The following is a 25,298-nucleotide window of genomic DNA, read 5'->3' as shown; positions in this document are numbered from 1 at the left end:
GGGCGCGCCATCTTCGATGCCGCTTCCTGCGTGATCCCCGGCCCTCGCGCACAGCGCTCGGGCGTTCGCGGCCGCGCGAAGCTCACGCTTCGCAACCGCGTCCGCTCACCCCTCCGGGCGCGCCATCCTCAATGCCGCTTCCTCCGCGATTCCCGGCCCTCGCGCACAGCGCTCGGGCGTTCGTGTCCGCGCGAGGCTGCGCCTCGCCAGCGCGTCCGCTCACCCCTCCGGGCGCGCCATCCTTGATGCTGCTTCCTCCGCGATTCCCGGCCCATGCGCCGCAAGGCGCACGGGCGTTCGCGGCCGCGCGAGGCTGCCGCCTCGCCAGCGCGTTCCCTCACCCCTCCGGGCGCGCCATCTTCGATGCCGCTTCCTCCGCGATTCCCGGCCCATGCGCCGCAAGGCGCATGGGCGTTCGTGTCCGCGCGAGGCTGCGCCTCGCCAGCGCGCCCCCTCACCCCGCTCCGGTGCGCGATCCACGACGACGCTGCTGCGGGATTGCCTGCCCGACACCGCGGGCACATGCCGGGTACCGACGGGCGGCGCTACGTGGCCAGGCGCGGCTACGCCGCACTCCACGGCGTAACCCAAAGCGAGACGGCCCGCCAAAGCGGGCCGTTCGCATGCCTCGTGCGGGCCGGGCGTCAGTTGACGTTGACCGCGCTCCACGCCGCCGCGACCGCGTTGTACTGCGGCGAGCCGTTGCCGTACAGGTCGGCCGCGGCGTTCAGGGTCGCGGTGCGGGCTGCGGCGTAGTTGGTCCCGCTGGTCATGTAGACCGTCAGCGCGCGGTACCAGATCTGCTGCGCCGCACTGCGGCCGATCCCGGTCAGACCGGTGTTGCCGTTGCACACCAGCGAGGCCGGGGTCAGGTTGGCCCAGCTGCCCGGGCCGAACCCGGCCGGCACCACCGCGCCTTCCGCCAGCAGGTAGAAGAAGTGGTTGGCCACGCCGGAGCTGTAGTGCACGTCGAGGCTGCCGATCCCGCTGTAGTAGCAGTCCGGCGAGCTGCCGTCCAGGCTCGGCTTGAACATCCAGCGGATCGCCTTGCGCATGTTCGCGTTGTTGGGGAACAACTGCTCGCCGATCACGTAGTCGGCCGGGTCGGCCGGGTCGTTGGCATAGTACTCGACCATGGTGCCGAAGATGTCCGAGGTCGCCTCGTTCAGGCCGCCCGACTCACCGCTGTAGATCAGGTCGGCGGTACGGCTGGTCACGCCGTGGGTCATCTCGTGCGCGGCCACGTCGATCGACACCAGCGGGTAGATGGTGGCGCCGTTGTCGCCGTCGCCGAAGGTCATGCAGAAGCAGGCATCGCTCCAGAACGCGTTGGCGTAGTTGCGGCCGTAGTGGACGCGGCTGACCGCGCCGACGCCGTTGTTGGCGATGCCGAGGCGGCCGAAGATGTTCTTGTAGAAGTCCCAGGTCAAGGCCACGCCGTAGTGGGCGTCGGCCGCGGCGGACTGGGCGTCGGTGGTCAGGTTGTTGCCCCAGATGTTGTCGGTGTCGGTGAACACCGTGCCCATCCCGGCGGTCTTCATCGCCATGTTGTTGGTCTGGCCGCCGCCGCGGGTGGTGTCGCGCAGCTCGAAGCTGGTGGCGCTGCAGCGGGTGGTGGTCAGGGTCACGTTGCCGGCAAGGATGGTGCGGCCGGTGCCGGTCGCCGCGGTGCCCGCGCAGCCGCTGCTGCCGCCGCCCGGGCGCGCCGCCTGGATGCCGCCCGCGAACGCGCCAGCCGGCACGGCCTGGCCGCCGCCGGGGCGGGTGACGTGGATGCCGTCCCACTGGTTGAGGACGCGGCCGCTGCGCGCATCCACGATGTAGTGCATCTCGGTCGGGGTCTGGTCGGCCTTGATGCCGTTGAACACCACCTCGTAGGCGAGGGTCGGGGTGGTGTTCAGCGCATAGACCACCAGACGCGCGGAGGGCGCGCCCTGGAACTGGCTGCCGAAGCGCGCGCCGGCCTCCACGATCGCCTGGTCGGCGCTGACCTGCGGCTTCAGCGCCGGCCGCGCGGCGCTGCGCAGGGTCTGGCTGATCGTGCCGAGGCGGCCGTTGCGCACCTGCACGACGGTGTCGCCGCCGATCACCGGCAGGCCGTTGTAGGTGCGGTCGAAGCGGACGTGCTCGGTGCCGTCGGCATCGACGATCACGTCGCGGGCGACGAAGGCATCGCCGCTGGCGCGGCGCAGCGCGGCCGGCGCGGAGGCGAGCAGCGACTGCGCGCGCTCGGCCACGGCGGCGCGCGCCTGCAGCACGCCGGCCTCGGCAGCGCTGGCGGCGGACAGGCCGGCGATCACGGCCAGGCTCAACAGGGTGGATTGCAGCTTCATGGTGACTCCCGGGGTTGGGTGGCCCGCTCAGGGCCGGTGCGGACGGGTGGAGCGACGGGTCATGGCGTCCCTGCGGCCACCGCGGGCGGCGGCGGATCAGAAGCGGCGAGCTGGCGCAGGCGCCGCACCAGGGTGGCGGGCAACGGCGCCGGCGGCAGCAGCACCGCCTCCTGGAAGTAAAGCGCATACAGCGGCAGCCCGCGCGGCGAGTAGCCGATGAACGCGGCCTGGTAATCCGGTTCCCAGGCATGCCGGTAGGCGCGGGCGATCTTGGGATTCTCCAGCTCCAGCAGCAGGCCGAGGCTCTCGGCCTGCGGCAGCGCCGCATTGTGCGCCTCCAGCACCTGCCGGCAGGCCTGCACGAAGCGCCGCATCACCCCGCGCCCACGCACTTGCGGCGCGAAGTACTGGCGGTAGTAGTAGAGCGGCTGGCGCAGCCGCGGCAGCACCCGCACCACCGCGGTGCCGACCCCGAGCAGGGCGCCGCTGGCCTCCTCGCGCAGCAGGCACACCGCCTGCGCCGCGCGTGCGCGCGCGCGGTCGGCATCGGCCACCGCCTTGTGCTGCTGCCAGAACGCGACCAGTGCATCCTGCAGGGCCGGGGTCATGCACTGCCACACCGGCTCGATCCGCAGCGCGCGGCCGTCGTTGGCCTGGATCGCGAGGGGGACCGGGGCCTGGCTCATGGCGTGTCCTTGGCGTCCTTGCCGGCCTGCGGTGCCAGCGCCTGCACCAGCTGCACGTACTCGACGAACTCGAGCTTGCCGTCCTTGTTGGCATCGAAGCGCGCCAGCGGCGGGGCGTCCTTGCCGGCACGCTTGACCAGCTCGATGGTGGCGTACTCGGCCGGCTCCAGCGCGCCGCTGTGGTCGGCGTCGAGCGCATTGAAGCGCTGGCGCAGGCGCGCCTCCAGCACCAGGCTGCGCTGCAGCTGGATCCAGCCGGCACGGAACTCCTCGCGCGAGAGCACGCCGTCGTGGTTGCGGTCCCAGGCGTCGAAGGTCTTCTCGATCTGCGCCTGCGGCCCGCCGGCAGGCGCGGCGGCGGCAGGTCGCGCCGCGGTGGTGGCGGGCTTGGCCGGCGCTGTCTGCGCCTGCGCCGCGCCGGCCAGCAGCAGCGCCGCGAGGGCGCAGGCGGAGGCAGCGCGGCTCATGGCGCCACCGCCTCCTGCGGGATGGCGGACTCGAAGGTGATCAGGTCGCGGATCTCGGGCGTGCGCAGGCCGATCAGCATCGGGTTCTTGACGTTGGGCAGGAAGCTGATGTCGAAGATCTCGGTGATGTCGCCCTCGAAGCGGATCCAGTTGAGCACGTCGCCGTTGGTGAGGGAGACGATCTGCACCCCGCACCACGGGTCGGCATCGCGCTTCTTGAGCTCCTCGTCCAGTTGCAGGCCCTCGAAGCGCTGGTTGCGCGGCTTGGACAGCCCGACCGCGGCGACGTTGCCGATCATGCCCAGCCCGCGCGCGAAGCCGGGCACGAAGGCGTGCGGCACGAACGCCTTCTTCTCCAGGTCGATCCAGCCGAGGTGGCCGGTGCCGGCGTTGAGGATCCACAGCCGCCCGTTGTGCCAGCGCGGCGAGTGCGGCATCGACAGCCCCTCGCACACGATCTCGTCGGTCTGCACGTCGATCACCACGCCGCCGTCGCGGCGGCGGTCGCGCCAGCCGTCCACGCTGTCGCTCCGGCACACCGCGGTGACGTACTTGGGCTCGCCGTCCACCATCGCCAAGCCGTTGAGGTGGCAGCGGTCCTCCGGTGCCAGCTTGCTGATGAACTTCGGCTTCCAGATCGCCTTGAAGCTGTGGATCGGGCTCAGTTCGGCCAGGCAGGAGTACTTGGTGTTGACGAACACCACCCGGCCGTCTTTGCGGATGCCAAGCTCGTGGATGTCGAGGTCGCCGATGGTCTGCGCGTTGCGCGGCACGTAGCACTTGTCGAACTGGCCGTGGATGACCTCGTTCGGGCGCAGCACGTTCTCGAACCGCCACAGCTGGTACAGGCCGCCGAGGTAGATGCGCTGGGCGTTGCCGACCACGCCCATCGCGCGCTCGAAGATGCGCTCGAAGAACGAAACCCGGCCCTGGGCGTCGCTGCCGACCAGGTAGATGCGGCCGGACTGGTAGGAGGTGATCGCCAGCGACAGGCGGTGCTGGCCGAGCCAGCCGGCGAGGCCGCGCGAGCAGCTCTTCTCGACGCGCAGCTGGGTGAGGTCACGCGGGGCCTGCGCGGCCGGGGCCGCGGGCGCCGCCGGGGCGGGCTGGCCGACGGCGTCGAGGCCGGTGTCCAGCTCCTGCGGGGGGGCTTCCTGCTTGTTGTCGTCTGCCACGAGGATTCCGATGCGATGGGGCCGCCCCCGGCCCGCGCGGGGCCGGGGGAGCGTGCCGTCTTACCACGCCAGGCGCAGCACCGCCTGCCCGCCGAACGTGCGCTTGAGCGCGCCGCCGTCGGTCCAGTTGGCGCCGAGGGTGAACGCCCAGCTGTCCTTGCCCACCCCGAGGCCGAGCTCGGCCATTGCGCTGGTGCCCTTCAGGCTGGTGCTGCCGTTGAAGTAGGTCGCCGCGGTGTAGGTGGTCTTGCCGTCGAACTCGCGCACCGCGTGGATCGCGCCGTACGGCGTCCACTGCAGCCCGTTGCCGGAGGTGAAGGACTTGCTCAGCTCCAGCCCGAGGCGGCCGCGCGCGAAGGTGCCGCCGTGCGGCTGGAAGGTGCCCTGCGGCCCGGTCAAGGTGCGCACGTCCTGCACCTCGGTCCAGGTGTACTGCGCCTGCGGGATCAGGCTCAGCCCGCCCAGATCCCACTCATAGCCGACCTCGAGGCTGTAGCCGCGGGTGTGGGTGCGGGTCGGCAGGTCGCCGGCGCTGGACTGCGAGTGGACGTTGGCGGCCATCCAGCGCCCGCTCAGGTCCACGTACCAGCCCTGCGGCTGGTACCAGGTGGCATAGGCGCCCCAGGTCATGCCGTCGAAGCGGTTCACGCCGACGCCGCCGTCGATCAGGCGCTGGCGGCTGTTGGCGCTGCCCAGCGCCAGCCCGGCATGGAAGTTGCCGAACAGGTTGGCATTGACCCCGACCTCACGGCCCCAGGTGCTCTGGTCGTAGTTGAAGTGGCCGCCCTGGCCGAAGTTGGCGGCCACGTGTGCCGGGTGCACGTCGCCCTCGCCCATGAACACCCGCACGTACGGGCTGATCACCTTGCCCGGCTCGCCGAACGGCTGGGTACCCAGGCGCTGGCGGAAGGTGCCGATCGCGGTGTTGACGATCCCGGCCGCGCCGGAGGCGATCGAGGCCGCCAGCGTGCCCGGATCGCTCAGGCCGTTGACGTTGAGGTTGATGCTGAACACGTCGTTGGGTGTGTTCATCGCACTGCTGACCGTCAGCCCCAGCAGCAGCCAGCTGGTGTTGGGGTTGTACCCGAGCATGCTGCCGGCGACGAAATTGCCGGCCACCGAGGTGCCGGTGATGGTCGCGAACGGGATGGTCGTGACCGCCGTGGTCGGCACGCCGGTGAACTGCACGTTGACCGTCTGCACCGCGTTCGCCGCCACGCTGCCGTTGACCACCAGTTGGTCGGCCGCGAGGGTGCCGAGGTTGGCGTCGATGCGCAGGCTACCGGTGCCGGCCAGGTTGCCGGTGATGGTCAGCTTGTCGGTGGTCGCGCCGTTGAGGAAGTCGACCAGGCCGGTGTTGGTCAGGGTACCGGTGCCCAGGTTGATCTGGTTGCCGTTGCCGATCACGCGCAGGGTGCCGGTGTTGGCGAAGGCGTTGTTGCCCGCGCCGAGCAGGACCCAGCCGTTGTTCATGCGGAACAGGCCGGCATTGCTGAGGGTGTCGTCGCCGTTGCCGCCAGTGATCTGGCCGAACAGGTCGATCAGGCCGCTGCTGGCATTGCTCAGGCTGTCGTTGCCATCGCCGAAGGACAGCACTCCGGTGGACGCGATGGTGAACTGCCCGGCATTGGTCAGGCTGTCGTTGCCATTGCCGGTGTCGATCGTGCCCGCGAGGCTGATCAGGCCACCACTGGCATTGCTCAGAGTGTCATTGCCGTCGCCAAGGGCAAGCTGCCCGGTCGCCGCGATCCCGATTTGGCCGGCGTTGGTCACGGTATCGTCGCCATTGCCGGCATTGATGGTGCCGGCCAGGCTGATCACGCCGCCGCTGGCATTGGTGAGGGTGTCGTTGCCATCGCCCAGCGCGAGCGTGCCGGTGGCGGCGATGCCGATCTGGCCGGCGTTGGTCACGGTGTCATTGCCGGCTCCCATGTCCACCAGGCTGCCGGGGCCGATGGTGAGCAGGCCGCCGCTGGCGTTCGCGAGGGTGTCGTTGCCGGCCCCGAAGGTGATCGTGCTCGACACCAACACCTGCCCGGCGTTGTTCAGGGCGTCGTTGCCGTTGCCGAAGTCGATCTTGCCGCCATTGAGCAGAACCTTGGCGGTGGCGGCATTGTTGAGTACGTCGTCGCCATCGCCGAAGCTGGCGTACAGGCTGCCGGCCACGTCCCACAGGCCGCCGGCCTGGTTGTTGAACACGTCATTGCCGCCGCCCAGGGCGATCGCGCCGCGGATCGTGCCCTGGTTGTTGATCACCTCGACCGCGTTGCTGCCGACCACCGCCCAGGCCGAACCGTCGCTGCCGCTGGCATAGATCAGGCCGCCGGCCGCGTTGTTGAGGGTGTTGGTACCGATGCCGCTGCTGTTGGAGAACATCACGGCGGCGGCGAAGGTGCCGGCCGGGGCGGTGGCATGGATGAGACCGGCGTTGTTGATGGTGGCGTTGCCACTGGTGGTCACGGCCTGCACACCGACCGCGGCGCCGCCAGCATCGGTCTTGGCCTGCACGCTGGCACCTGCAGCATTGCTGACCACGATCGCGCCGGTGGTACTGCCAGCACGGATCCCGATACCGCCGAAGGACTTGCCGTAGGCCTGCACACCGCCAGCATTGCTGACGGTCACCGTACCAGCGCCAGTGGCCGCGGCATCGACCGCGACTGCGCCGTAAATGCTGTAGGCATACACATTGGCGCCGGCAGCGTTGCCGACGCTGACATTCCCACCCGTGGAGACGGCATGGATGCCGCGCGAGTAGTAGTAGCTGCCGGCATAGATATCGCCACTGTTGGCCACCGTGACGTCACCGCTCGCAGCAGCGTCGATGCCAGTCGCGGAGGCAACTGACGAACCGGCCCCGACCACGGTGATGTCACCGGCATTCACCACGGCGACCTTGCCATTGGGTGCATTGGCCCGGATACCGATCGCGCTCGCAGTACTGTACGCATAGAGCGTGGCCGCAGCGAGGTTGTTGATGGCCACGTTGGCATTCGCCGAGGATGCGTCGATCCCGACGGCCCCGAAATACTGCCCGCGGGCAGTGATGTCGCTGGCATTAACCACCTGCGTATTGCCGTTGCGCGAATAGGCATAGATCCCTGTCGCGCCTCCCAGCGCCGTCGCCGTGATGCTGCCACCGGTGTTGTTCACCACCGTCCCGTACAGCGACATCGCCATCATGCCGGTCGCGTAGTAGTACCCGTCGGCCACGATGGTCCCGCTGTTGGACACCTGCGCGTACGCTCCGCGCGCGAACATGCCGTACGCCGAGTACCCGGTGTAGTACCCGCCCGGGAAGTCGCTCGCCACGATGTCGCCGCTGTTGCTGATGCTCGCCGTGCCGGAGTCCGCGCGCGCGAACGCGCCCACCGCCACGTTGCCGCCGCTGCTCACCGCGATGCTGCCGGTGTTCACCACCGTCGCATCCCCCTGCACCGCACGCGCGAACATCCCCGCCGACTGCCCGAACGCATATCCTGCGATCGCACCGTCGTTCACCAACTCCACGTCGCCCAGGCTCGCGAACCCGAACACGCCCCAGCCACGGCCCAGGTACGAGTAGAACCCGATGTCCCCGCCCGCCGCGTTGTGCACGGACACGTTGCCCGCGTTCGACACCGCGTACACCCCGAACGCGTACTTCTGGCCGTTCGCGTACACCGAGCCGCTGTTGTCCACCGCCACGTCGCCCTGCGCCGTCGCGTTGATCCCCGTCGCCCAGTACTTCGCCCTCGCGTCCACCGAACCGCTGTTGGACACCTGCGCCGACCCGTTCGCCGAGAACGCCGTGATCCCCGTCGCCGCAAAGTACAATGACGCCGTGCTGTCCACGCTCACATGGCCGCTGTTGGTGACACTGGCAGTGCCCGCCCAGGACAGCGCCGTCAGCCCGTTCGCCGCCCCGCCCGAGGTCACCGTGATGTCGCCGCTGTTGGCGATCATCGAGTTCCCGTCCGCCGAGGTCACGATCCCGTACGCGCCGTAACCGTACTTGTAGTACTGCGAGGCCTGCACGCTGCCCGTGTTCACCACCGTCACGGTGCCGCCGCTGCCGCTCGCCGTCGCCGCGATCCCGGTCGCGCCGAAGTAGCCCTCGGCCAGCAGGTCCCCGCTGTTGGTCACACCCACCGCCGCACCGGCGCCGTTGCTGCTCGCCTCGATCGCCGTCCCCAGCACGCTCGTGTACAGCCCGCCCGCGGCGATCACGCCAGTGTTGTTGACGGTGACATTGCCGGTCGCCTGCGCGTTGATCCCCGTCGCATAGTAGCCCTGCGCGTAGATCGTGCCGCTGTTGATGACGCTGGCGTTGCCAGCGCCGCCGTTCGCATTGATACCCGTCGCGGTGCCGGCGGGGGCATAGGCGAGGATGGTGCCGGTGTTATCCACCGTCACGCCAGTGCCGCCCGAGGCGAAGATACCGTTGGCCTGCGCGCCGCTGGCATAGGCCGCGGCGCCGATGAGACCGCTGTTGTCCACCGTCACTTGGCCGGAGCCGGCAGCTTCGATGCCGGACGCCCAAGGACCCGACGCTGAAACCGCGTAGATGTCACCGGTATTGACCACGGTGACGTCCACACCGGTGGCAAAGATGCCATCGGCCAGACCCGTTCCGGTCGAATAGGCGAAGATGGTCGCCGCATTACTTACGTCGGTGTTACCGACCGTCGCATAGGCATAGATACCGAAGGCATTGCTGGTGCTGACACCCGCCAGATTCGCACCGGCACGATTGACGATGGAGACATCGCCACCGTAGCTGTAGGCCCCGATACCGAAGGTGGGGACAATTGGCGAGTAGTAGTAATACGTCCCTGTGTTGTCGATGCTGATATCGTCCGGCCCGTAGCAGCTGATATAGGTGCCCGGATTGACAAGGCAGGTGCCGCTGCCGGGGTTGGTGGTCGTCAGCGTTGCCAGCGGAGCCGCAGGAACCAACAGCGGCTGCACGATGCTGGGATCGGCCAGCGGCAGCTGCGCGGACGCGCGCGTGTGAGCAGCGATCAGCAGGGTGTCGGCCGGGGCCTGACGCGGCGCGGCGACGGCGCCGCTGCCGAGACCGAGTGCGACTGCCATCGCCGACACCGCCAGCGCATTGCGCACCGCATGTGCCATCGGCGCCAGCTTCACCGCGCGTGCCTTGCGTCCGTCCTGTTGCCTATTCCCGTGCATGTGAACCCCCTTCTCCTGTCAGTTCATGGATCCGGCTGTAACACACCAGTCCTGGATGGAACTTCGTGTTGGCGGCCCGCCCGCCTACGCGGGCGCCTGCCGCCAATTGCATCCGACGGACTGCCCGACGAAGAGCGGCCATGAGTGATCGCCCGCACTGAACACATTTTTCATGTGTCGTTATGACCTCGTTGTTCAGCCCATGTCAAGCACAAGGATCCATCGGCGATGTGAAGACCCTGCCCCTGGCCCAGCCCACTTCCCGACGCGGCAGCGCGTCCGATCCCCCACTCCGCCCGGATGGCCGCGCGCTTCGCCACCGCGGGGGCATCTGCAATAATCCGCGCAGACGGCGGCGGCAGCCGCGATGGCCATGGGGTGGCACGTGCGCAGTTACGACCTGGACTTCCTCAAGCGGTTCTCGATGGTGATCGGCTTCCTCGTGCTGGTCACGATCGGCCTGATCCTGTTCGCGATCCACCTGAACAAGACGCTGCCGCCGGAAGCCGACCCGGCCGCGCGGCAGGCCACCCTGGAGCGGATCGCGCCGGCCGGCGCGGTCTATGCCGGGGCCACCGGCGCCGCGCAGCAGGCCGAAGCCGCCAAGGCCGCGGCGGCGGCCGCCGCCTCGCAGGTCGCCTACGGCGGCACCCTGGACGGCAGCGTGATCTTCAACAACCTCTGCACCGGCTGCCACACCTCCGGCGCCGGTGGCGCGCCCAAGCTGGATGCCGCCGGGATCGGCGCGCGGGTGGCCGCGCAGGGCCTGGACGAGCTGGTCCACCGCGCGATCACCGGCTTCACCGGCAGCGCCGGGGTCATGCCGCCCAAGGGCGGCAATCCGGCCCTGACCGACGCGCAGGTCAAGGCGGCGGTCGAGTGGATGGTCGAACAGAGCAAGAAATGAGGATCGCCGCCCACGCCGCCTGCGCGGCGTGCCCGTCCCGCCACGGCGAACCAGCATGAGCGAGCATCCCGCGCCCGAGGGTGGCGACGCGAGCCTCATGATCCCCGGCCCGGCCGGCGCGCTGGAAGCCGTGTTCGAACCGGCGCCAGCCCCCCGGCGCACGGCATTGGCGATCGTCTGCCATCCGCTGCCGGTCGAGGGCGGCAGCATGCACAACAAGGTGGTGACCATGGCCGCACGCGCGCTGCGCGAGTCGGGCGTGGACACCCTGCGCTTCAATTTCCGCGGGGTCGGCGCGTCCGCCGGCACGTTCGACGACGGCCGCGGCGAACTGGACGACCTGCGCGCGGTCGCGGCCTGGGCGCGCGCGCAGGCCCCGCAGGCCGCGCTGTGGCTGGCCGGCTTCAGCTTCGGCGCCTGGGTCAGCCTGCGCGCGGCCGCCGCGCTGGAGGCCCGCGCGCTGATCAGCATCGCGCCGCCGGTCGGCCGGCGCTGGGACTTCGGCGGCATCAAGATCCCGCCGATCCCGTGGCTGGTGGTGCAGGGCGAGGCCGACGAGGTGGTCGATCCGCAGGCGGTGTTCGCCTGGGTCGCCGCGCAGCCGCGTCCGCCGCAGCTGGTGCGGATGCCGGACACCAGCCACTTCTTCCACCGCCGGCTGGTCGACCTGCGCGGCGCGATCCGGCAGGCGGTGCGGACCTGGCCGCCGCTGCCGGCATGAGCGCGGCCGCGCTTCCCAGCCAGCGCTATGCCGAGGGCGTGGCGCAGGGCCGTTGGCAGGACGACCCCGCGCAGCACCCCGCACTGGAGGCGCTGGACGCGATCCAGCAGGCGCTGCTGGCGACACCCGCGCCCGCCGCCGGCGGCCTGCTCGGCCGGCTGTTCGGGCATGCGGGCGCGGCGCCGGCGATCCCCGGCCTGTACCTGTGGGGCGCGGTCGGGCGCGGCAAGACCTTCCTGATCGACCTGTTCTACGCCGGCCTGCCGCTGGAGCAGAAGCGGCGCACCCACTTCCATCGCTTCATGCGCGAGGTGCACGCGCGCCTGCGCGAGCACGCCGGCCAGCAGGATCCGCTGGTGGCGATCGCGCGCGAATGGCGGCAGGCGCTGCGGGTGCTGGTGCTGGACGAATTCGTGGTCAGCGACATCGGCGATGCGATGCTGCTCGGGCGCCTGCTGGAGCGCCTGTTCGCCGAGGGCGTGGTGCTGGTCACCAGCTCCAACGTGGCCCCGGACGAGCTCTACAAGGACGGCCTGCAGCGCGACAGCTTCCTGCCCGCGATCGCGCAGATCAAGCAGCACTGCCGGGTGCTGGAGCTGCACGGCCCGACCGACTACCGCCTGCGCGCGCTGACCCGCTCGCCGGTGTACCGCGCGCCGCTGGACGCACAGTCGGACGCCTGGCTGCGCCAGCGCTGGGAGGAGCTGACCGGCGACACCCGCCACCTCGACGCCGGGATCGTGATCGACGGGCGCCGCATCCCGGTGCGCGCGCGCTGCCCGGGCGCGTGCTGGTTCGACTTCGCCGCGCTGTGCGAAGGGCCGCGCGGCGACGCCGACTACATCGAGATCGCGCGCGAGTTCCACACCGTGTTCCTCGGCGGCATCCCGCGCCTGGACGACGAGCGCAACGACGCGGCGATGCGCTTCGTGCACCTGATCGACGAGCTGTACGACAACCACGTCAACCTGGTGTGCACCGCGGACGCCGCGCCGATGGCGCTGTACACCGGCGAGCGCCTGGCCGGCCCGTTCCAGCGCACCGCCTCGCGCCTGGTGGAGATGCAGTCCACCGCCTATCTCGCCGCGCCGCACCGCGGCTGAGCCGGGCCGGCGCGCGGGGCCGCGGCCGGCATGGCCTAGAATGCCTGCCACCGTTCCTGCCGCTCGCGAGACCGCCGATGCCCCGTCTAGCCCGCCTGTCCGTCCTGCTGCTCGCCGCCATCGCGCTGGCGGCCTGCAACCGCCAGGGCCCGCAACTGCCGAGCGGGCCGGGCAAGACTGCGGATGCGGATGCCAGTCCGCGCGAGGGCGGGATCGACACCGTGACCGTGGATCCCAACGCGGCCTTCGTCGGCGCCGCGGTCGACGCCAACGGCGAGATCGCCGAGCCGGCGCACGAGTTCAAGGTCGGCCAGACCGTGTACGTCTCGGTGCCCAGCAAGGGCCGCAAACTGGGCAGCGAAGTGGAAGTGTTCTGGTTCCACCAGGACCGGCGCTCGCGCAAGGACGAGCGCAAGCCGATCAGCGGCCCGTTCACGGTGTTCGAGTTCCAGCCCAGCGAGGCCGGCCAGTACAACACCGAGGTGGACGTCAACGGGCGTCCGATCGCGCTGGTGCAGTTCGAGGTGAAGTGATCCGGTGATGGCCGACCTGCACGCCTCCCCGCTCGGGCGCGAGGTCGCCTATCCCGACCGCTACGATCCGGGCCTGCTGTATCCGATCCCGCGCGCGCAAGCGCGCGCGGCGCTGGGGCTGGCCGACTCCGACGCGCTGCCATTCGCCGGGCACGACCGCTGGCACCTGTACGAACTGTCCTGGCTCGACCCGCGCGGCCTGCCGCAGGTGGCGACCGCCACCGCGTGGATCCCGGCGGACTCGCCGCGGCTGGTGGAATCCAAGTCGTTCAAGCTGTACCTGAACTCGCTCAACCGCACCCGCTTCGCCGATGCGGAGGCGGCGCGGATGCGGATCGCGGCGGATCTGTCCGCCGCGGCCGGCGCGGAGGTTCGCCTGGCGTTCGGGCTGCCGCCGCTGGCGGAACCGGCCGGCGCATCGCTGGACGCGCAACAGGTCACGATCACGGACTACGGCCCGCCGCGGCCGGACCTGCTGGCCGCCGATCCCGCGCAGGTGGTGGAGGAGACCCTGTGCAGCACGCTGCTGAAGTCCAACTGCCCGGTCACCGGGCAGCCGGACTGGGCCGACGTCCGCATCGCCTACCGCGGGCCGCGGCTCGACCGCGCCGGCCTGCTGCGCTACCTGGTCAGCTTCCGCGACCACGCCGAGTTCCACGAGCAGTGCGTGGAGCGCATCTTCCTCGACCTGCTGGCGCGCGCGCGGCCGCAGTGGCTGTCGGTGGAGGCGCGCTACACCCGCCGCGGCGGGCTGGACATCAACCCCTGGCGCGCCAGCCCCGGCGCGCCGGCAGCGCCGCCGACCCGCAGCCCGCGCCAGTAGGCGGGCATGCCGCGTTAACACCGCCGCTGCGAAGGTGCCGGTGCGGAAACCGGTTCCGCATCGGCGAGCATCCCCATGACCCCCGGCAACGGCAAACCCGATCTTTCCAACGTCCGCGGCAACGTCGCCTCCAGCGCGGCCCCCGCTCCGCCCGCGCCCGACTTCTCCAACGTCGGCGGCCACGTCACCTCCACCGAGGCCTCGGCAACGGGCGAGGCCCTCTGGCCCACCTACACCGTGGCCAAGGGCGACACCCTCTCGCACATCGCCCAGCGCCACTACGGCAAGGCCAGCCTGTGGAAGGCCATCTTCGACGCCAACCGCGACCCGCTGGACGATCCCGACCGCATCCGGCCCGGGCAGGTGCTCAAGCTGCCCGTGCTCGACGGCTGACCGCCCCACCGCGACCCCTCTTTCCGCCCTTTCCCGACGAGGAGCCCCATGCGCCATTCCCGCCTGAACGCCACTGTGCTCGCTGCCGGCCTCGCCGCCCTGGCCCTGGCCGGCTGCAAGAAGAAGGAGGAACCCGCGCCGATGCCAGCGGCCGCCAGCACCCCGGCGCCGGCGGCACCCGCACCGGCCGCGGCCCCCGCCCCGGCTGCGACGGTCAGCGTGACCGCAGTCGACCTCGGCACCGCGGTCGGCCCCGACCTGCGGGTGACCGCGCCCAAGACCACCTTCGCGCCCACCGATTCCACCCTGTATGCCGCGGTCAGCACCCACACCCGCGATCCGGCGGCGAGCGTGCCCGGCAAGCTCGCCGCGCGCTGGACCCATGTGGACAGCCACCAGACCGTGCACGAGGACAGCAAGGATTTGACCTTCCAGGGCGACGGCGTGACCGACTTTTCGATCACCAAGCCGGACGCCTGGCCGCCCGGCAAGTACAAGGTCGAGATCCTGCTCGACGGCAACCTGGTGCAGACCCGCGAGTTCGAGGTGCGCTGACGTCGCGCCGGAGATCAAGCGCCGCGTTGGGCCCGCCGCCGCCGGGCCCGACGCGCGCGCATGCGCCCTGGGGTTTTGCCGGCGCCGCGCGCAGGCCCGACAATGGCGTTTTCCCGCAGGCCGCCCGCCATGTCCGACATCCTTTACACCTACACCGACGAGGCGCCGTTCCTGGCCACCGCCTCGCTGCTGCCGATCGTGCAGGCCTATGCCGGCGCCGCCGGGGTCGCGGTCGGCACCCGCGACATCTCGCTCGCCGCGCGCATCCTGGCGCAGTTCCCGGACCTGCTCGGCGAACGCGCGGTGAGCGACGACCTGGCTGAGCTCGGGCGCCTGGCCAAGACCCCGCAGGCCAACATCATCAAGCTGCCCAACATCAGCGCGTCGGTGCCGCAGCTGAAGGCCGCGATCGCCGAGCTGCAGGCGCAGGGCTATCCGCTGCCGGACTACCCCGACGCGCCGCAGGGCGACCGCGAGAAGGACATCAAGGCGCGCTACGACCGGGTCAAGGGCAGCGCGGTCAACCCGGTGCTGCGCGAGGGCAATTCCGACCGTCGCGCGCCGAAGGCGGTCAAGGCCTACGCGCGCGCGCACCCGCACCGGATGGCGCCGTGGACCGCGGACAACCGCGCGCACGTGGCGCACATGCGCGACGGCGACTTCTACGGCAGCGAGCAGTCGTTCACCCTGGTGCGCGACGGCCAGCTGCGGATCGAGTTCACCAGCGCCACCGGCAGCAGCTTCCCGCTGCGCGCACCGGTGCCGGTGCAGGCCGGCGACGTGGTCGACGCCGCGGTGATGGACGTCGCCGCGCTGGCGCAGTTCTACGACGAGCAGATCGCCGACGCGCGCGCGCAGGGCTTGCTGTTCTCGCTGCACCTGAAGGCGACCATGATGAAGGTGTCCGACCCGATCCTGTTCGGGATCGCGGTCCAGCGCTTCTACGCCCCGGCGCTGGAGAAGCACCCGCGCACGCTGGCCGAGATCGGCTTCGACCCCAACAACGGGATCGGCGACCTCTACGCGCGCCTCGGCCAGCTGCCGGAGGCCGAGCGCCTGCGGATCGAGGCCGACATCGCCGCCGTCTACGCGCAGCGGCCGCAGCTTGCGATGGTGAACTCCGACAAGGGCATCACCAACCTGCACGTGCCCAGCGACGTGATCGTGGACGCCTCGATGCCGGCGCTGATCCGCGACGGCGGCTGCATGTGGAACCCGCAGGGGCAGCTGCAGCAGGCCAAGGCGGTGATCCCGGACCGCTGCTACGCCGGCATCTACCAGGCGGTGATCGACGACTGCAAGCTGCACGGCGCGTTCGACCCGGCGACCATGGGCAGCGTGGCCAACGTCGGCCTGATGGCGCAGGCGGCGGAGGAATACGGCAGCCACGACAAGACCTTCCGCATCAGCGGCGACGGCACCGTGCGCGTGATCGACGAGCGCGGCACCGTGCTGATGCAGCACCCGGTCAAGGCCGGCGACGTCTGGCGCATGTGCCAGACCCGCGACGCGGCGATCCGCGACTGGGTCAAGCTCGCGGTCAACCGCGCGCGGCTGTCGGCCACCCCGGTGGTGTTCTGGCTCGACCCGCGCCGCGACCACGACCGCGGGCTGATCGCCAAGGTCGAGACCTACCTCGGCGAGCACGACACCGCCGGGCTGGACATCCGCATCCTCAGCCCGATCCGCGCCATGCGCCACACCTTGAAGCGGGTGCGCGCGGGGCAGGACACCATCGCCGCCACCGGCAACGTGCTGCGCGACTACCTGACCGACCTGTTCCCGATCCTGGAGCTGGGCACCAGCGCCAAGATGCTGTCGATCGTGCCGCTGATGGCCGGCGGCGGGCTGTTCGAGACCGGGGCCGGCGGCAGCGCACCCAAGCACGTGCAGCAGTTCCTCGCCGAGAACTACCTGCGCTGGGATTCGCTGGGCGAATTCCTGGCCCTGGCCGCGTCGTTCGAGCACCTGGCCCAGGCCGGCGGCAAGCCGCGCGCGCAGGTGCTGGCCGACACCCTGGACGCGGCCAACGCCCGCTTCCTCGAGCACGACCGCTCGCCGGGACGCAAGCTGGGCACGATCGACAACCGCGGCAGCCATTTCTACCTGGCGCTGTACTGGGCGCAGGCGCTGGCCGCGCAGGACCGCGACCCGGCGCTGGCCGCGCGCTTCGCACCGCTGGCGGAGGCGCTGGCTGCGCAGGAGGCACGCATCGTGCAGGAGCTGCTGGCGGTGCAGGGGCGGCCGGTGGACATCGGCGGCTACTACCATCCCGACCGCGCGCGGCTGGAGGCGGCGATGCGCCCGAGCGCGACCTTCAACGCCGTGCTGGCGGAACTGGCGGCCGCCACCTGAGGCTGCGGCGCGCCGGCGGCTTGCACCGCCGCCGGCGCGCGCTACCCTGCGCGCATCCCCCGTTGGAGGCCGCGCCATGCTCCGCCCGTCCGTGCTCGTGCTGACCGCCCTGCTCGCCGGCGCCTGCGCCGCCACCCCGCCGCCCGCGCGCAGCGCGGACGAGGCGGCCCCGGCAACCGTCGATCCGGCCCTGCAGGCGGCGATCGACGGCGCGTGGCGCAGCCCCGCCAACCGCGCCCGCGACGCCTACCGGCATCCGGCGCAGACCCTGACCTTCTTCGGCCTGCGCCCGACCGACCGGGTGATCGAGATCAGCCCGGGCGCCGGCTGGTACACCGAAATCCTCGCCCCCTACCTGCGCGCGCAAGGCCAGTACATCGCGGCCAGCGCGCCGCCCGCGCCGGGCCGCGCCAACCCGCTGGAGGCGCTGTTCCTCGCCGATCCGGCGCACTACGACCGCGCCGAGCTGCGCGAGTACGACCCCAAGGCCCCGCAGCTGGGCCCGCCGGGCAGTGCGGATCTGGTGCTGACCTTCCGCAACGTGCACAACTGGGTGGCCGCCGGCACCGCCCCGGCCTACTTCCAGGCCTTCTTCGAGGTGCTCCGGCCCGGCGGCACGCTCGGCGTGGTCGACCACCGCGCCAAGCCCGGCACCGACCTGGCGACGATGAAGAAGAGCGGCTACCTGACCGAGGCGCTGGTCATCCAGCTGGCGCGCGACGCCGGCTTCGTGCTCGACGCGCGCAGCGAGGTCAATGCCAATCCCAGGGACAGCGCCGACCATCCCAACGGGGTGTGGACCCTGCCGCCGACCAACCGCCATCCGCCGGAGCAGGCCGAACGCTACCGCGCGATCGGCGAGAGCGACCGCATGACCCTGCGCTTCCGCAAGCCCGCCGCCTCCCCGTGATCCGGCGCCCGCGGCGCCACCCCGCCCGCTGCCCGTGCTGATCGCGTTCAACAAGCCCTATGGGGTGCTGTGCCAGTTCACCGACCGTAGCCCCGCCCCGCGGCGCACGCTGGCGGACTTCGGCCTGCCCGCCGGCGTGTACCCCGCCGGCCGCCTCGACTTCGATTCGGAAGGCCTGCTGCTGCTGACCGACGACGGCGCCCTCGCGCACCGCCTGACCGACCCCCGCCACAAGCAGCCCAAGACCTACTGGGTGCAGGTGGAGGGCGCGCCGGGCGAAGCCCAGTTGCAGCGCTTGCGCGAGGGCGTGCCGCTCGCCGACGGACCGACCCGCCCGGCGCGGGTGCGGCGGCTGGCGCCGCCCGCCCTGTGGCCGCGCGAGCCGCCGGTGCGGTTCCGCAAGACGGTGCCGGACGCCTGGCTGGAACTGGTGCTGCGCGAGGGCCGCAACCGCCAGGTGCGGCGCATGACCGCGGCGGTCGGGCTGCCGACCCTGCGCCTGGTACGGGTGGCGATCGGCCCGCATCGGCTGGACGGGCTCGCGCCGGGGCAGTGGCGGCGGCTGGACGGACGCGCTCCCGCCAGCGCCTGAACCGTTCAGCCGGACCCGCGTCGGCCACATGCCGCCGCATGGGTGGCTTTGCTATGGTGCCGCCCGAGCTGAATGCGCCAGGAGGGCGGCATGCACATCACCGAGGCCCGGAGCGGCCGCATCCTGGTGGTCGACGACCAACCGGCCAACCTGCGCGTGGTCGCCACCCTGCTCGAACGCCACGGCCTGACCGCGGTGGCGGCCGGCTCCGGCCGCGAGGCGCTGGCCGCCGCGCGCGCGGACGCGCCCGACCTGCTGCTGCTGGACATGCGCATGCCGGGCATGGACGGCTTCGAACTGCTGGCCGCGTTCCGCGCCGACCCGGCGCTGGCGGACATCCCGGCGATCTTCCTGACCGCCGCGCACGACCGCGACCTGTTGGTGCGCGCGTTCGAGGCCGGCGCGGTCGATTACGTGACCAAGCCGTTCATGGCCGAGGAACTGCTGGCGCGGGTGGATGCCCAGCTCGGCCTGAAGCTCACCCGCGACCGCCTGCAGCGGATCGCGCGCGAGCGCCAGCAGCTGGTCAACCTGGTCGCGCACGACCTCAAGAACCCGCTGTCCACCGTGCTGTTCGCCGCGCAGATGCTGCAGCAGCCGGACTGCCGCCGCGACCGCGTGCCGCGCTACCTGCAGATCGTGCAGGACAGCACCGAGGACGCGCTGGACTACATCCGCCGCTACCTCGAGCAGCAGGCCGCCGGTCGGTCCGAGGACGCGGCGGCGCGGGCCGACCTGGGCGCCACTCTGGTCTGGCTCGAGCAGCGTTATGCGCTGCCGCTGGAGGCGGCCGGGATGCGGCTCGACGTGCAGGCCCCGGCGCAGCCGCTGGCGGTGGCGGCCGAGCCGCTGGTGCTGCGCCAGGTCGCCGAGAACCTGGTGACCAACGCGCTCAAGTACGCCCGCGGTGGCGGCGAACTGACGCTGTCTGCGCGCCCGGGCGCGCCGGGCTTCGCCCGCCTGCTGGCGGAGGACCGTGGCCCCGGCATTCCCGCCGCCCTGCAGCGGCAGCTGTTCAAGCCGTTCCAGCGGCTGGATCCGGACGCCGGGGACCGGCTGTCCAGCGGGCTGGGGCTGGCGCTGGCGCACCAGATCGTGGCCGAACGCGGCGGCCAGCTGTGGTACGAGGACCGCCCCGGCGGCGGCGCCCGCTTCGTGCTGGAACTGCCGGCCGCGCGCGCGGCCTGAGCGGCCGCGCTCAGCCCTCCGGCAGCTCGCCCGGCTCGACCTCCGCCGGCGCCCGCGGCTGCATGCGCTGCGCCTCGATGCGGGTGGCCTGGCCTTCCAGCGGTGCCTGCGCCCGGCGCTTGGCGCGCTGGCGCGCGGCGAACCAAAGCAGGCCCACGCCGGCGATCGCCGCGCCGGCCAGCACCGGATGGCGGCGCACCACCTTGCCCGCGACCTTGCCGCCGGTGCGCAGCGCGCCGAGGGCGGCGCCGGTCTCGATCCACTGCAGCGCACGCCCCGGCAGGGCCTTGCGGATGCCGTCGCCGAGCTCGCCGATCAGCTCGCGCGCGCGGTCCTGGGAATGCTCGAACTTGCCCATGGCAACTCCTCGTCCGATGGTGGCGTCGCCGACAGTCTCCGACCCGCCGCGTTGACGGCTCGTGAGCGCGGCCCCGGCGCCGACTGAACGCGCGCCCCCGGGGCTTGCATCCGCCGCCCGCCCGCGCCCACAATAATTCAGGAATGAACTATCCAGCCATGAGCAAAGCCGCCGCCCGCCGCGAGACCCGCGTCCCGGTCGCGCTCGCCTCGATCGAGGAGGGCGTGGCGCGCACCGCCGCGCGCATGCCGGGGATGCCGGCCGAACCGGTGGCGTTGCTGAAGCTGATCCGCCACGTCGCCGGGCGCATCCATGCGCGGCTGACCGCGCGCCTGCGCGCGCACGGGCTGAACGAGTCCGACTTCCAGACCCTGATGGCGCTGTTCAGCAGCGACGCCGGGGTCGCCACCCCCGGCGAGCTGTGCCAGTACGCCCACGAGTCGCGCACCAACATGACCCGCATCACCGACGGCCTGGTCGCGCGCGGGCTGGTGCTGCGCAGCCCGAGCGCCGCCGACCGCCGCCGCATCGAGCTGCGCCTGAGCGCGCGCGGCGAGCAGCTGGTGCGGCGCCTGCTGCCGCAGATGTTCCCCAGCATCGACGCCCTGTTCGCCCCGCTGTCGGCGCGCGAACGCGCGACCCTGCGCCGCCTGCTGGCGCGCCTGGCCCTGCAGCTGGAACAGATGGACGCCACCGAGGAGGGCGTGCCCGCATGAAGCCGACCGTTTCCCGTCCCCTGCTCGCCGGCCTCGCCGCCGCGCTGCTGGCCGGCTGCGCCGCCGCGCCGCCGCGCCTGCCGCCGCCGACGCTGGACGCGCGCGCGCCGCTGCCCGCCGGCGTCGGCGATGCGCAGGCCGCGTGGCCGGCCGCCGATTGGTGGACGCCGTACCGCGACCCGACCTTGGATGCGCTGATGGCGCGCGCGCTGGCCGGCGCGCCCAGCCTGGCGCAGGCCCAGGCGCGCCTGGCGCAGGCGCGCGCCGCGATCGCCGCGCAGGCCGCGGCCGGCAATGCCTACGTCGGCGCCAGCGCCGACCTGCAGCGGCAGCGGATCAGCGAGCACGGGCTGTTCCCGGTGCAATTCCTCGGCTTCACCTGGTACAGCCAGGCCGACCTCGGGGTGCAGCTGCAGTACGACGTGGACTGGTGGGGCAAGCACCGCGCGCAGGTCGCCGCCGCCACCGACCAGGCCCGGGCCGCCGCCGCGGAGGCGGACGCCGCGCGCCTGGCGCTGACCGCCGCGGTCGCGCAGACCTATTTTGGCTGGCAGGCCGACCAGGCCCGGCTGGGCCTGGCCACGCAGGCGATCGCCGCGCAGCAGCGCCTGCTGGCGCTGGCGCGCGCGCGCGCCGCGCGCGGGATCGACGGCAGCGATGCGGTGCACGCGGCGGAAGCGGCGCTGGCCGCCGCCGAGCGCGCGCGCACCGCGCTCACCGCCAGCGCCGAGGGCCGCCGGATCGCCCTGGCGGCGCTGCTCGGGATCGCCCCGGACGCGCTGCCGCCGCTGCAGGCGCGGCCGCTGCCGCCGGCCACCGCGGGCCTGCCCGCGGAGGCCTCGCTGGCGCTCATCGCGCGCCGCCCGGACGTGGCCGCGAGCCGCTGGCGGGTCGAGGCCGCGACCCAGGACGTGGCCGCCGCGCGCGCCGCGTTCTTCCCCGACCTCAGCCTGAAGGCGCTGCTCGGCCTGTCCAGCATCGACCTCGGCAAGTTGCTCACCGCCGGCAGCCGGGTCGCGCTGCTGCAGCCGGCGCTGAGTCTGCCGCTATTCGACGGCGGCCGCCTGCGCGCCGGCTACGGCCTCAGCCGCGCCCAGCTCGACGCCGCGATCGCCGACTACCACGCCAGCGTGGTGCAGGCCGCGCGCGACGTGCAGCAGCAGGCGCTGACCCTGGCCCAGCTCGGCGCGGAGGCGCAGCAGCAGGCCACCGCGCTGGACGCCGCGCGCGCGCTGCAGGCCAATGCCGACGCGCGCGCGCGCGCCGGACTCGGCGACGACCGCAGCCGCGCCCAGGCCGCGCTGGCCCGGTTGCAGGCCGAGGACGCCGCGCAGGTGCTGGCGGCGGCGCGGCTGGCGGCCGACATCGCCCTGATCCAGAGCCTCGGCGGCGGCTATGCCGACCCGTCCGCCGCGGCGCCTTCCCCCGATTCCAAGGACGCCCCGACGCCATGAGCACGCCGACTCCCTCCGCCGCCCCGGCCGCCCCCAGCAACGGCAACGGAAATGGCAAGCGCAAGCGCCTGCTGCTGGGCATCGCCGCGCTGTTCGTGCTCGCCGGCCTCGCCTGGCTGCTGCTGTGGCTGTTCGTGTTCTCGCTGCGGCAGACCACCGACAACGCCTACGTCGGCGGCAACCAGGTCGGGGTGAACGCGCGCGTGGCCGGCACCGTCACCGCGATCTACGCCGACAACACCGACTATGTGCGCGCCGGCCAGGTGCTGGTGCGGCTGGACGGCACCGATACCCGGCTGGCGCTGCAGCGCGCGGCCGCCGCGCTGGCGCAGGCCGTGCGCCAGGCGCGCCAGGCCGACAGCGGGGCCGCCGCCGCCGCCGCCGGCGAGGCGCAGGCGAAGATCGCGCTGGCGCAGGCCGAGGCCGACTACCGCCGGCGCCTGCCGCTGTTGGCCGACAAGGCGGTGCCGCCGGAGGAAGTGGCGCATGCGCGCGAAGCGGTCGAACGCGCACGCGCGGCGCTGGCGCAGGCCACCGGCCAGGCGCGCGCGCAGCGCGCGCTGGTGGAGGGCGTGGCGATCGCGCAGAACCCCGCGGTGCAGCTGGCACGCGCCGCCTACATCGAGGCCTGGGTGGCCGACCACCGCACCGCGATCGTGGCGCCGGTGGACGGCATCGTGGCCGAGCGCGCGGTGCAGGTCGGGCAGCTGGTCGCACCCGGGCAGCCGCTGCTGAAGATCCTGCCGCTGGGCACGCTGTGGGTGGATGCCAACTTCAAAGAAAGCCAGCTGGCCAAGATCCGCCTCGGCCAGCCGGCCACCGTCACCAGCGACCTGTACGGCAGCGGCGTGGTGTTTCGCGGCAAGGTCGCCGGCATCGCCGCTGGCACCGGCAGCGTGTTCTCGCTGCTACCGGCGCAGAACGCCAGCGGCAACTGGATCAAGGTGGTGCAGCGGGTGCCGGTGCGGATCGCGCTGGAGGAGGACGCGACCTACCGCAAGCACCCGCTGCGGATCGGGCTGTCGATGGAAGTGGACGTGGACACCCGCGACCAGTCCGGCCCGCGCCTGCCGAGCCTGCCGCCGAAGGCGGCGGTCAGCCAGACCGACGTGTACGCGCACGACCTCGACGCCGCTGCGCGCGAGGCCGACGCCATCATCGCCGCCAACGGCGGGCGCTGAGGCCCGGCCATGGCCGTCGCCGCCGCCGATCCCGCCGCCGCCCCGCTGCCCGCGGCGGCCACCAAGCCGCCGCTGCGCGGCGGCGCGCTGGCGCTGCTGACCCTGGCGATCGCGCTGTCCACCTTCATGGAGGTGCTGGACATCACGATCGTCAACGTCTCGGTGCCGACCATCGCCGGCAGCCTCAGCGTCGGCGTGTCCGAGGGCACCTGGGCGATCAGCTCGTACTCGCTGGCCAGCGCGATCGTGCAGCCCCTGACCGGCTGGCTGGCGCGCCGGTTCGGCGAGGTGCGCACCTTCACCGCCTCGGTCACCCTGTTCGTGGTGTTCTCGATGCTGTGCGGGTTCGCCAACAGCATGCCGATGCTGGTGCTGTTCCGGCTGCTGCAGGGCCTGGTCTCCGGGCCGATGGTGGCGCTGTCGATGACCCTGCTGCTGGCCAACTACCCCAACGAGAAGAAGGGGATGGCGCTGGCGCTGTGGGCGATGACCGTGATCGTGGCGCCGATCTTCGGCCCGATCCTCGGCGGCTGGATCACCGACAACTATTCCTGGCACTGGATCTTCTTCATCAACGCGCCGGTCGGGTTGCTGGCGGCGCTGGTGGTGTGGACCCTGCTGCGCGACCGTGAGACGCCGATCCAGAAGGTGCCGATCGACCGCATCGGGCTGGCGCTGCTGGTGATCGGCGTCGGTTCGCTGCAGTTCATGCTCGACAACGGCAACGACAAGGACTGGTTCAGCTCGCCGCTGATCACCACCCTGGGCATCGTCGCGCTGGTCTGCCTGACCTTCTTCGTGGCCTGGGAGCTGACCGACAGGCACCCGGTGGTGGACCTGTCGCTGTTCCGCCGCCGCAACTTCCGGGTGGGCGTCATCGCGCTGTCGGTCGGCATGTTCGGCTTCTTCGGCATCAACGTGATCTACCCGCTGTGGCTGCAGACCACGCTCGGCTACACCGCCGAATGGGCGGGCCTGGCGACCGCGCCGGTCGGCATCCTGGCGGTGTTCTTCTCGCCGCTGGTCGGGCGCATGATCGCCAAGGCCGACCTGCGGATCATGGTCAGTTTCGCGTTCCTGGTGTTCGCCTTCACCACCCACTGGTTCTCCACCTTCACCGCGCAGGCCAGCTTCGGCCAGCTGATCTGGCCGCGCCTGATCCAGGGCATGGGGGTGGCGTTCTTCTTCATCCCGCTCAACCAGATCATCCTGTCCGGGCTGCCGCCGAGCGAAATCGCCAGCGCCTCGGGCCTGTCCAACTTCTTCCGCACCATCGCCGGCAGCATCTCCACCGCGGTCACCGTGACCCTGTGGCAGCACCGCGCCGACTACCACCATGCGGTGCTGACCGAGAGCGTGACCGCGGCGCGCCCGGCCGCTGAGCAGTGGCTGGGCACCCTGCAGGGGGTGGGCATGGGCCAGGCGCAGGCGCTGTCGCTGACCGACCAGGTGATCAACCTGCAGGCGTTCACGCTGGCGGTGAACGACCTGTTCCTGCTGTTCTCCGGCCTGTTCGTGGCGATGATCGTGCTGGTGTGGTGGGCCAAGCCGCCGTTCGGCAGCACCGGCGGCGCGCCCGCGCATTGAACCGCTGCGCCCGCCGATGGCGGGCGCGCCGCGGCGGGCGCTGCCCGCACCCGCTCGTGTTCGATGGGCTCACCGCGAACGGGCGGGGC

21 protein-coding genes are annotated in these 25,298 nt (G+C 72.0%); 15 read left to right on the top strand and 6 right to left on the bottom strand.

From position 1 onward, the window contains the following. Positions 1-644: 644 nt before the first annotated feature. The 5 genes from ML340_RS02805 to ML340_RS02785 all read right to left on the bottom strand — a co-directional run bounded on the left by ML340_RS02805 (position 645) and on the right by ML340_RS02785 (position 9,791). On the bottom strand, positions 645-2,327 hold the full coding sequence (locus ML340_RS02805; protein ID WP_425608269.1) for a M4 family metallopeptidase: 1,683 nt from the start codon (positions 2,325-2,327) through the stop codon (positions 645-647). Between the two features lie 65 nt (positions 2,328-2,392). Then, positions 2,393-3,019 (bottom strand): hypothetical protein, encoded by a 627-nt coding sequence (locus tag ML340_RS02800; protein WP_240096455.1) that lies wholly within the window; start codon positions 3,017-3,019, stop codon positions 2,393-2,395. Next, the gene (locus ML340_RS02795) at positions 3,016-3,486 is read right to left on the bottom strand and encodes an EF-hand domain-containing protein (RefSeq protein WP_240096453.1); all 471 of its coding nucleotides are present in this window, start codon (positions 3,484-3,486) and stop codon (positions 3,016-3,018) included. Before ML340_RS02795 ends, ML340_RS02800 begins: the two co-directional genes overlap by 4 nt. Further along, positions 3,483-4,661, bottom strand: a complete 1,179-nt coding sequence (locus tag ML340_RS02790) for a TIGR03032 family protein (protein WP_240096451.1) — start codon at positions 4,659-4,661, stop codon at positions 3,483-3,485. Before ML340_RS02790 ends, ML340_RS02795 begins: the two co-directional genes overlap by 4 nt. A 60-nt stretch (positions 4,662-4,721) precedes the next feature. Further along, on the bottom strand, positions 4,722-9,791 hold the full coding sequence (locus ML340_RS02785; RefSeq protein WP_240096450.1) for a hypothetical protein: 5,070 nt from the start codon (positions 9,789-9,791) through the stop codon (positions 4,722-4,724). Between the two features lie 427 nt (positions 9,792-10,218). Here ML340_RS02785 and ML340_RS02780 point away from each other — a divergent pair, with 427 nt between their 5' ends. From ML340_RS02780 to ML340_RS02730, 11 genes are all read left to right on the top strand, one after another. Beyond that, positions 10,219-10,740 carry a c-type cytochrome gene (locus ML340_RS02780; RefSeq protein ID WP_240096448.1) on the top strand — a complete coding sequence of 174 codons (522 nt, stop codon included), beginning with the start codon at positions 10,219-10,221 and terminating at the stop codon, positions 10,738-10,740. Between the two features lie 55 nt (positions 10,741-10,795). Further along, the gene (locus ML340_RS02775) at positions 10,796-11,461 is read left to right on the top strand and encodes an alpha/beta hydrolase (protein WP_240096446.1); all 666 of its coding nucleotides are present in this window, start codon (positions 10,796-10,798) and stop codon (positions 11,459-11,461) included. Beyond that, positions 11,458-12,564, top strand: coding sequence for a cell division protein ZapE (gene zapE, locus ML340_RS02770; protein WP_240096444.1), 1,107 nt, complete (start codon positions 11,458-11,460; stop codon positions 12,562-12,564). Before ML340_RS02775 ends, zapE begins: the two co-directional genes overlap by 4 nt. 77 nt (positions 12,565-12,641) lie before the next feature. Then, a complete protein-coding gene (locus ML340_RS02765) occupies positions 12,642-13,097 on the top strand; it encodes a hypothetical protein (protein ID WP_240096442.1) in 456 nt (151 codons plus the stop codon). Between the two features lie 7 nt (positions 13,098-13,104). Beyond that, positions 13,105-13,920, top strand: a complete 816-nt coding sequence (gene queF / locus ML340_RS02760; RefSeq protein ID WP_240096440.1) for an NADPH-dependent 7-cyano-7-deazaguanine reductase QueF — start codon at positions 13,105-13,107, stop codon at positions 13,918-13,920. Between the two features lie 75 nt (positions 13,921-13,995). Further along, positions 13,996-14,313 (top strand): LysM peptidoglycan-binding domain-containing protein, encoded by a 318-nt coding sequence (locus tag ML340_RS02755; RefSeq protein WP_240096438.1) that lies wholly within the window; start codon positions 13,996-13,998, stop codon positions 14,311-14,313. Between the two features lie 48 nt (positions 14,314-14,361). After that, on the top strand, positions 14,362-14,868 hold the full coding sequence (locus tag ML340_RS02750) for a hypothetical protein (RefSeq protein WP_240096436.1): 507 nt from the start codon (positions 14,362-14,364) through the stop codon (positions 14,866-14,868). A gap of 129 nt (positions 14,869-14,997) precedes the next feature. Further along, positions 14,998-17,223 carry an NADP-dependent isocitrate dehydrogenase gene (locus tag ML340_RS02745; protein WP_240096434.1) on the top strand — a complete coding sequence of 742 codons (2,226 nt, stop codon included), beginning with the start codon at positions 14,998-15,000 and terminating at the stop codon, positions 17,221-17,223. Positions 17,224-17,299: 76 nt separating this feature from the next. Beyond that, entirely contained in the window at positions 17,300-18,133 is an 834-nt protein-coding gene (locus ML340_RS02740) for a class I SAM-dependent methyltransferase (RefSeq protein ID WP_240096432.1), read from the top strand. 34 nt (positions 18,134-18,167) lie between these two features. Further along, positions 18,168-18,725 (top strand): pseudouridine synthase, encoded by a 558-nt coding sequence (locus ML340_RS02735; RefSeq protein WP_240096430.1) that lies wholly within the window; start codon positions 18,168-18,170, stop codon positions 18,723-18,725. 90 nt (positions 18,726-18,815) lie between these two features. Next, on the top strand, positions 18,816-19,913 hold the full coding sequence (locus tag ML340_RS02730; protein WP_240096428.1) for a hybrid sensor histidine kinase/response regulator: 1,098 nt from the start codon (positions 18,816-18,818) through the stop codon (positions 19,911-19,913). A gap of 10 nt (positions 19,914-19,923) precedes the next feature. On the opposite strand, the gene ML340_RS02725 is transcribed toward ML340_RS02730, so the two are convergent. After that, complete coding sequence (locus ML340_RS02725) at positions 19,924-20,271, bottom strand: hypothetical protein (protein ID WP_240096426.1); 348 nt, start codon at positions 20,269-20,271, stop codon at positions 19,924-19,926. Positions 20,272-20,429: 158 nt separating this feature from the next. Between ML340_RS02725 and ML340_RS02720 the strand changes: the two genes are divergently transcribed. The 4 genes from ML340_RS02720 to ML340_RS02705 are packed head-to-tail and all read left to right on the top strand — an operon-like array spanning position 20,430 to position 25,209. Then, positions 20,430-20,987, top strand: coding sequence for a MarR family winged helix-turn-helix transcriptional regulator (locus ML340_RS02720; RefSeq protein ID WP_240096424.1), 558 nt, complete (start codon positions 20,430-20,432; stop codon positions 20,985-20,987). Further along, positions 20,984-22,441: an efflux transporter outer membrane subunit gene (locus tag ML340_RS02715; protein WP_240096422.1), complete on the top strand. Its 1,458-nt coding sequence runs from the start codon at positions 20,984-20,986 to the stop codon at positions 22,439-22,441. Before ML340_RS02720 ends, ML340_RS02715 begins: the two co-directional genes overlap by 4 nt. Further along, entirely contained in the window at positions 22,438-23,622 is a 1,185-nt protein-coding gene (locus tag ML340_RS02710) for an HlyD/EmrA/EmrK family protein (protein WP_240096420.1), read from the top strand. Before ML340_RS02715 ends, ML340_RS02710 begins: the two co-directional genes overlap by 4 nt. Positions 23,623-23,631: 9 nt before the next feature. Then, entirely contained in the window at positions 23,632-25,209 is a 1,578-nt protein-coding gene (locus ML340_RS02705) for a DHA2 family efflux MFS transporter permease subunit (protein ID WP_240096418.1), read from the top strand. Positions 25,210-25,298 lie beyond the last annotated feature (89 nt).

Source organism: Thermomonas flagellata, from assembly GCF_022419185.1.
GTDB lineage: Bacteria > Pseudomonadota > Gammaproteobacteria > Xanthomonadales > Xanthomonadaceae > Thermomonas > Thermomonas flagellata.
This window is presented reverse-complemented; position numbering and strand designations above follow the sequence as displayed.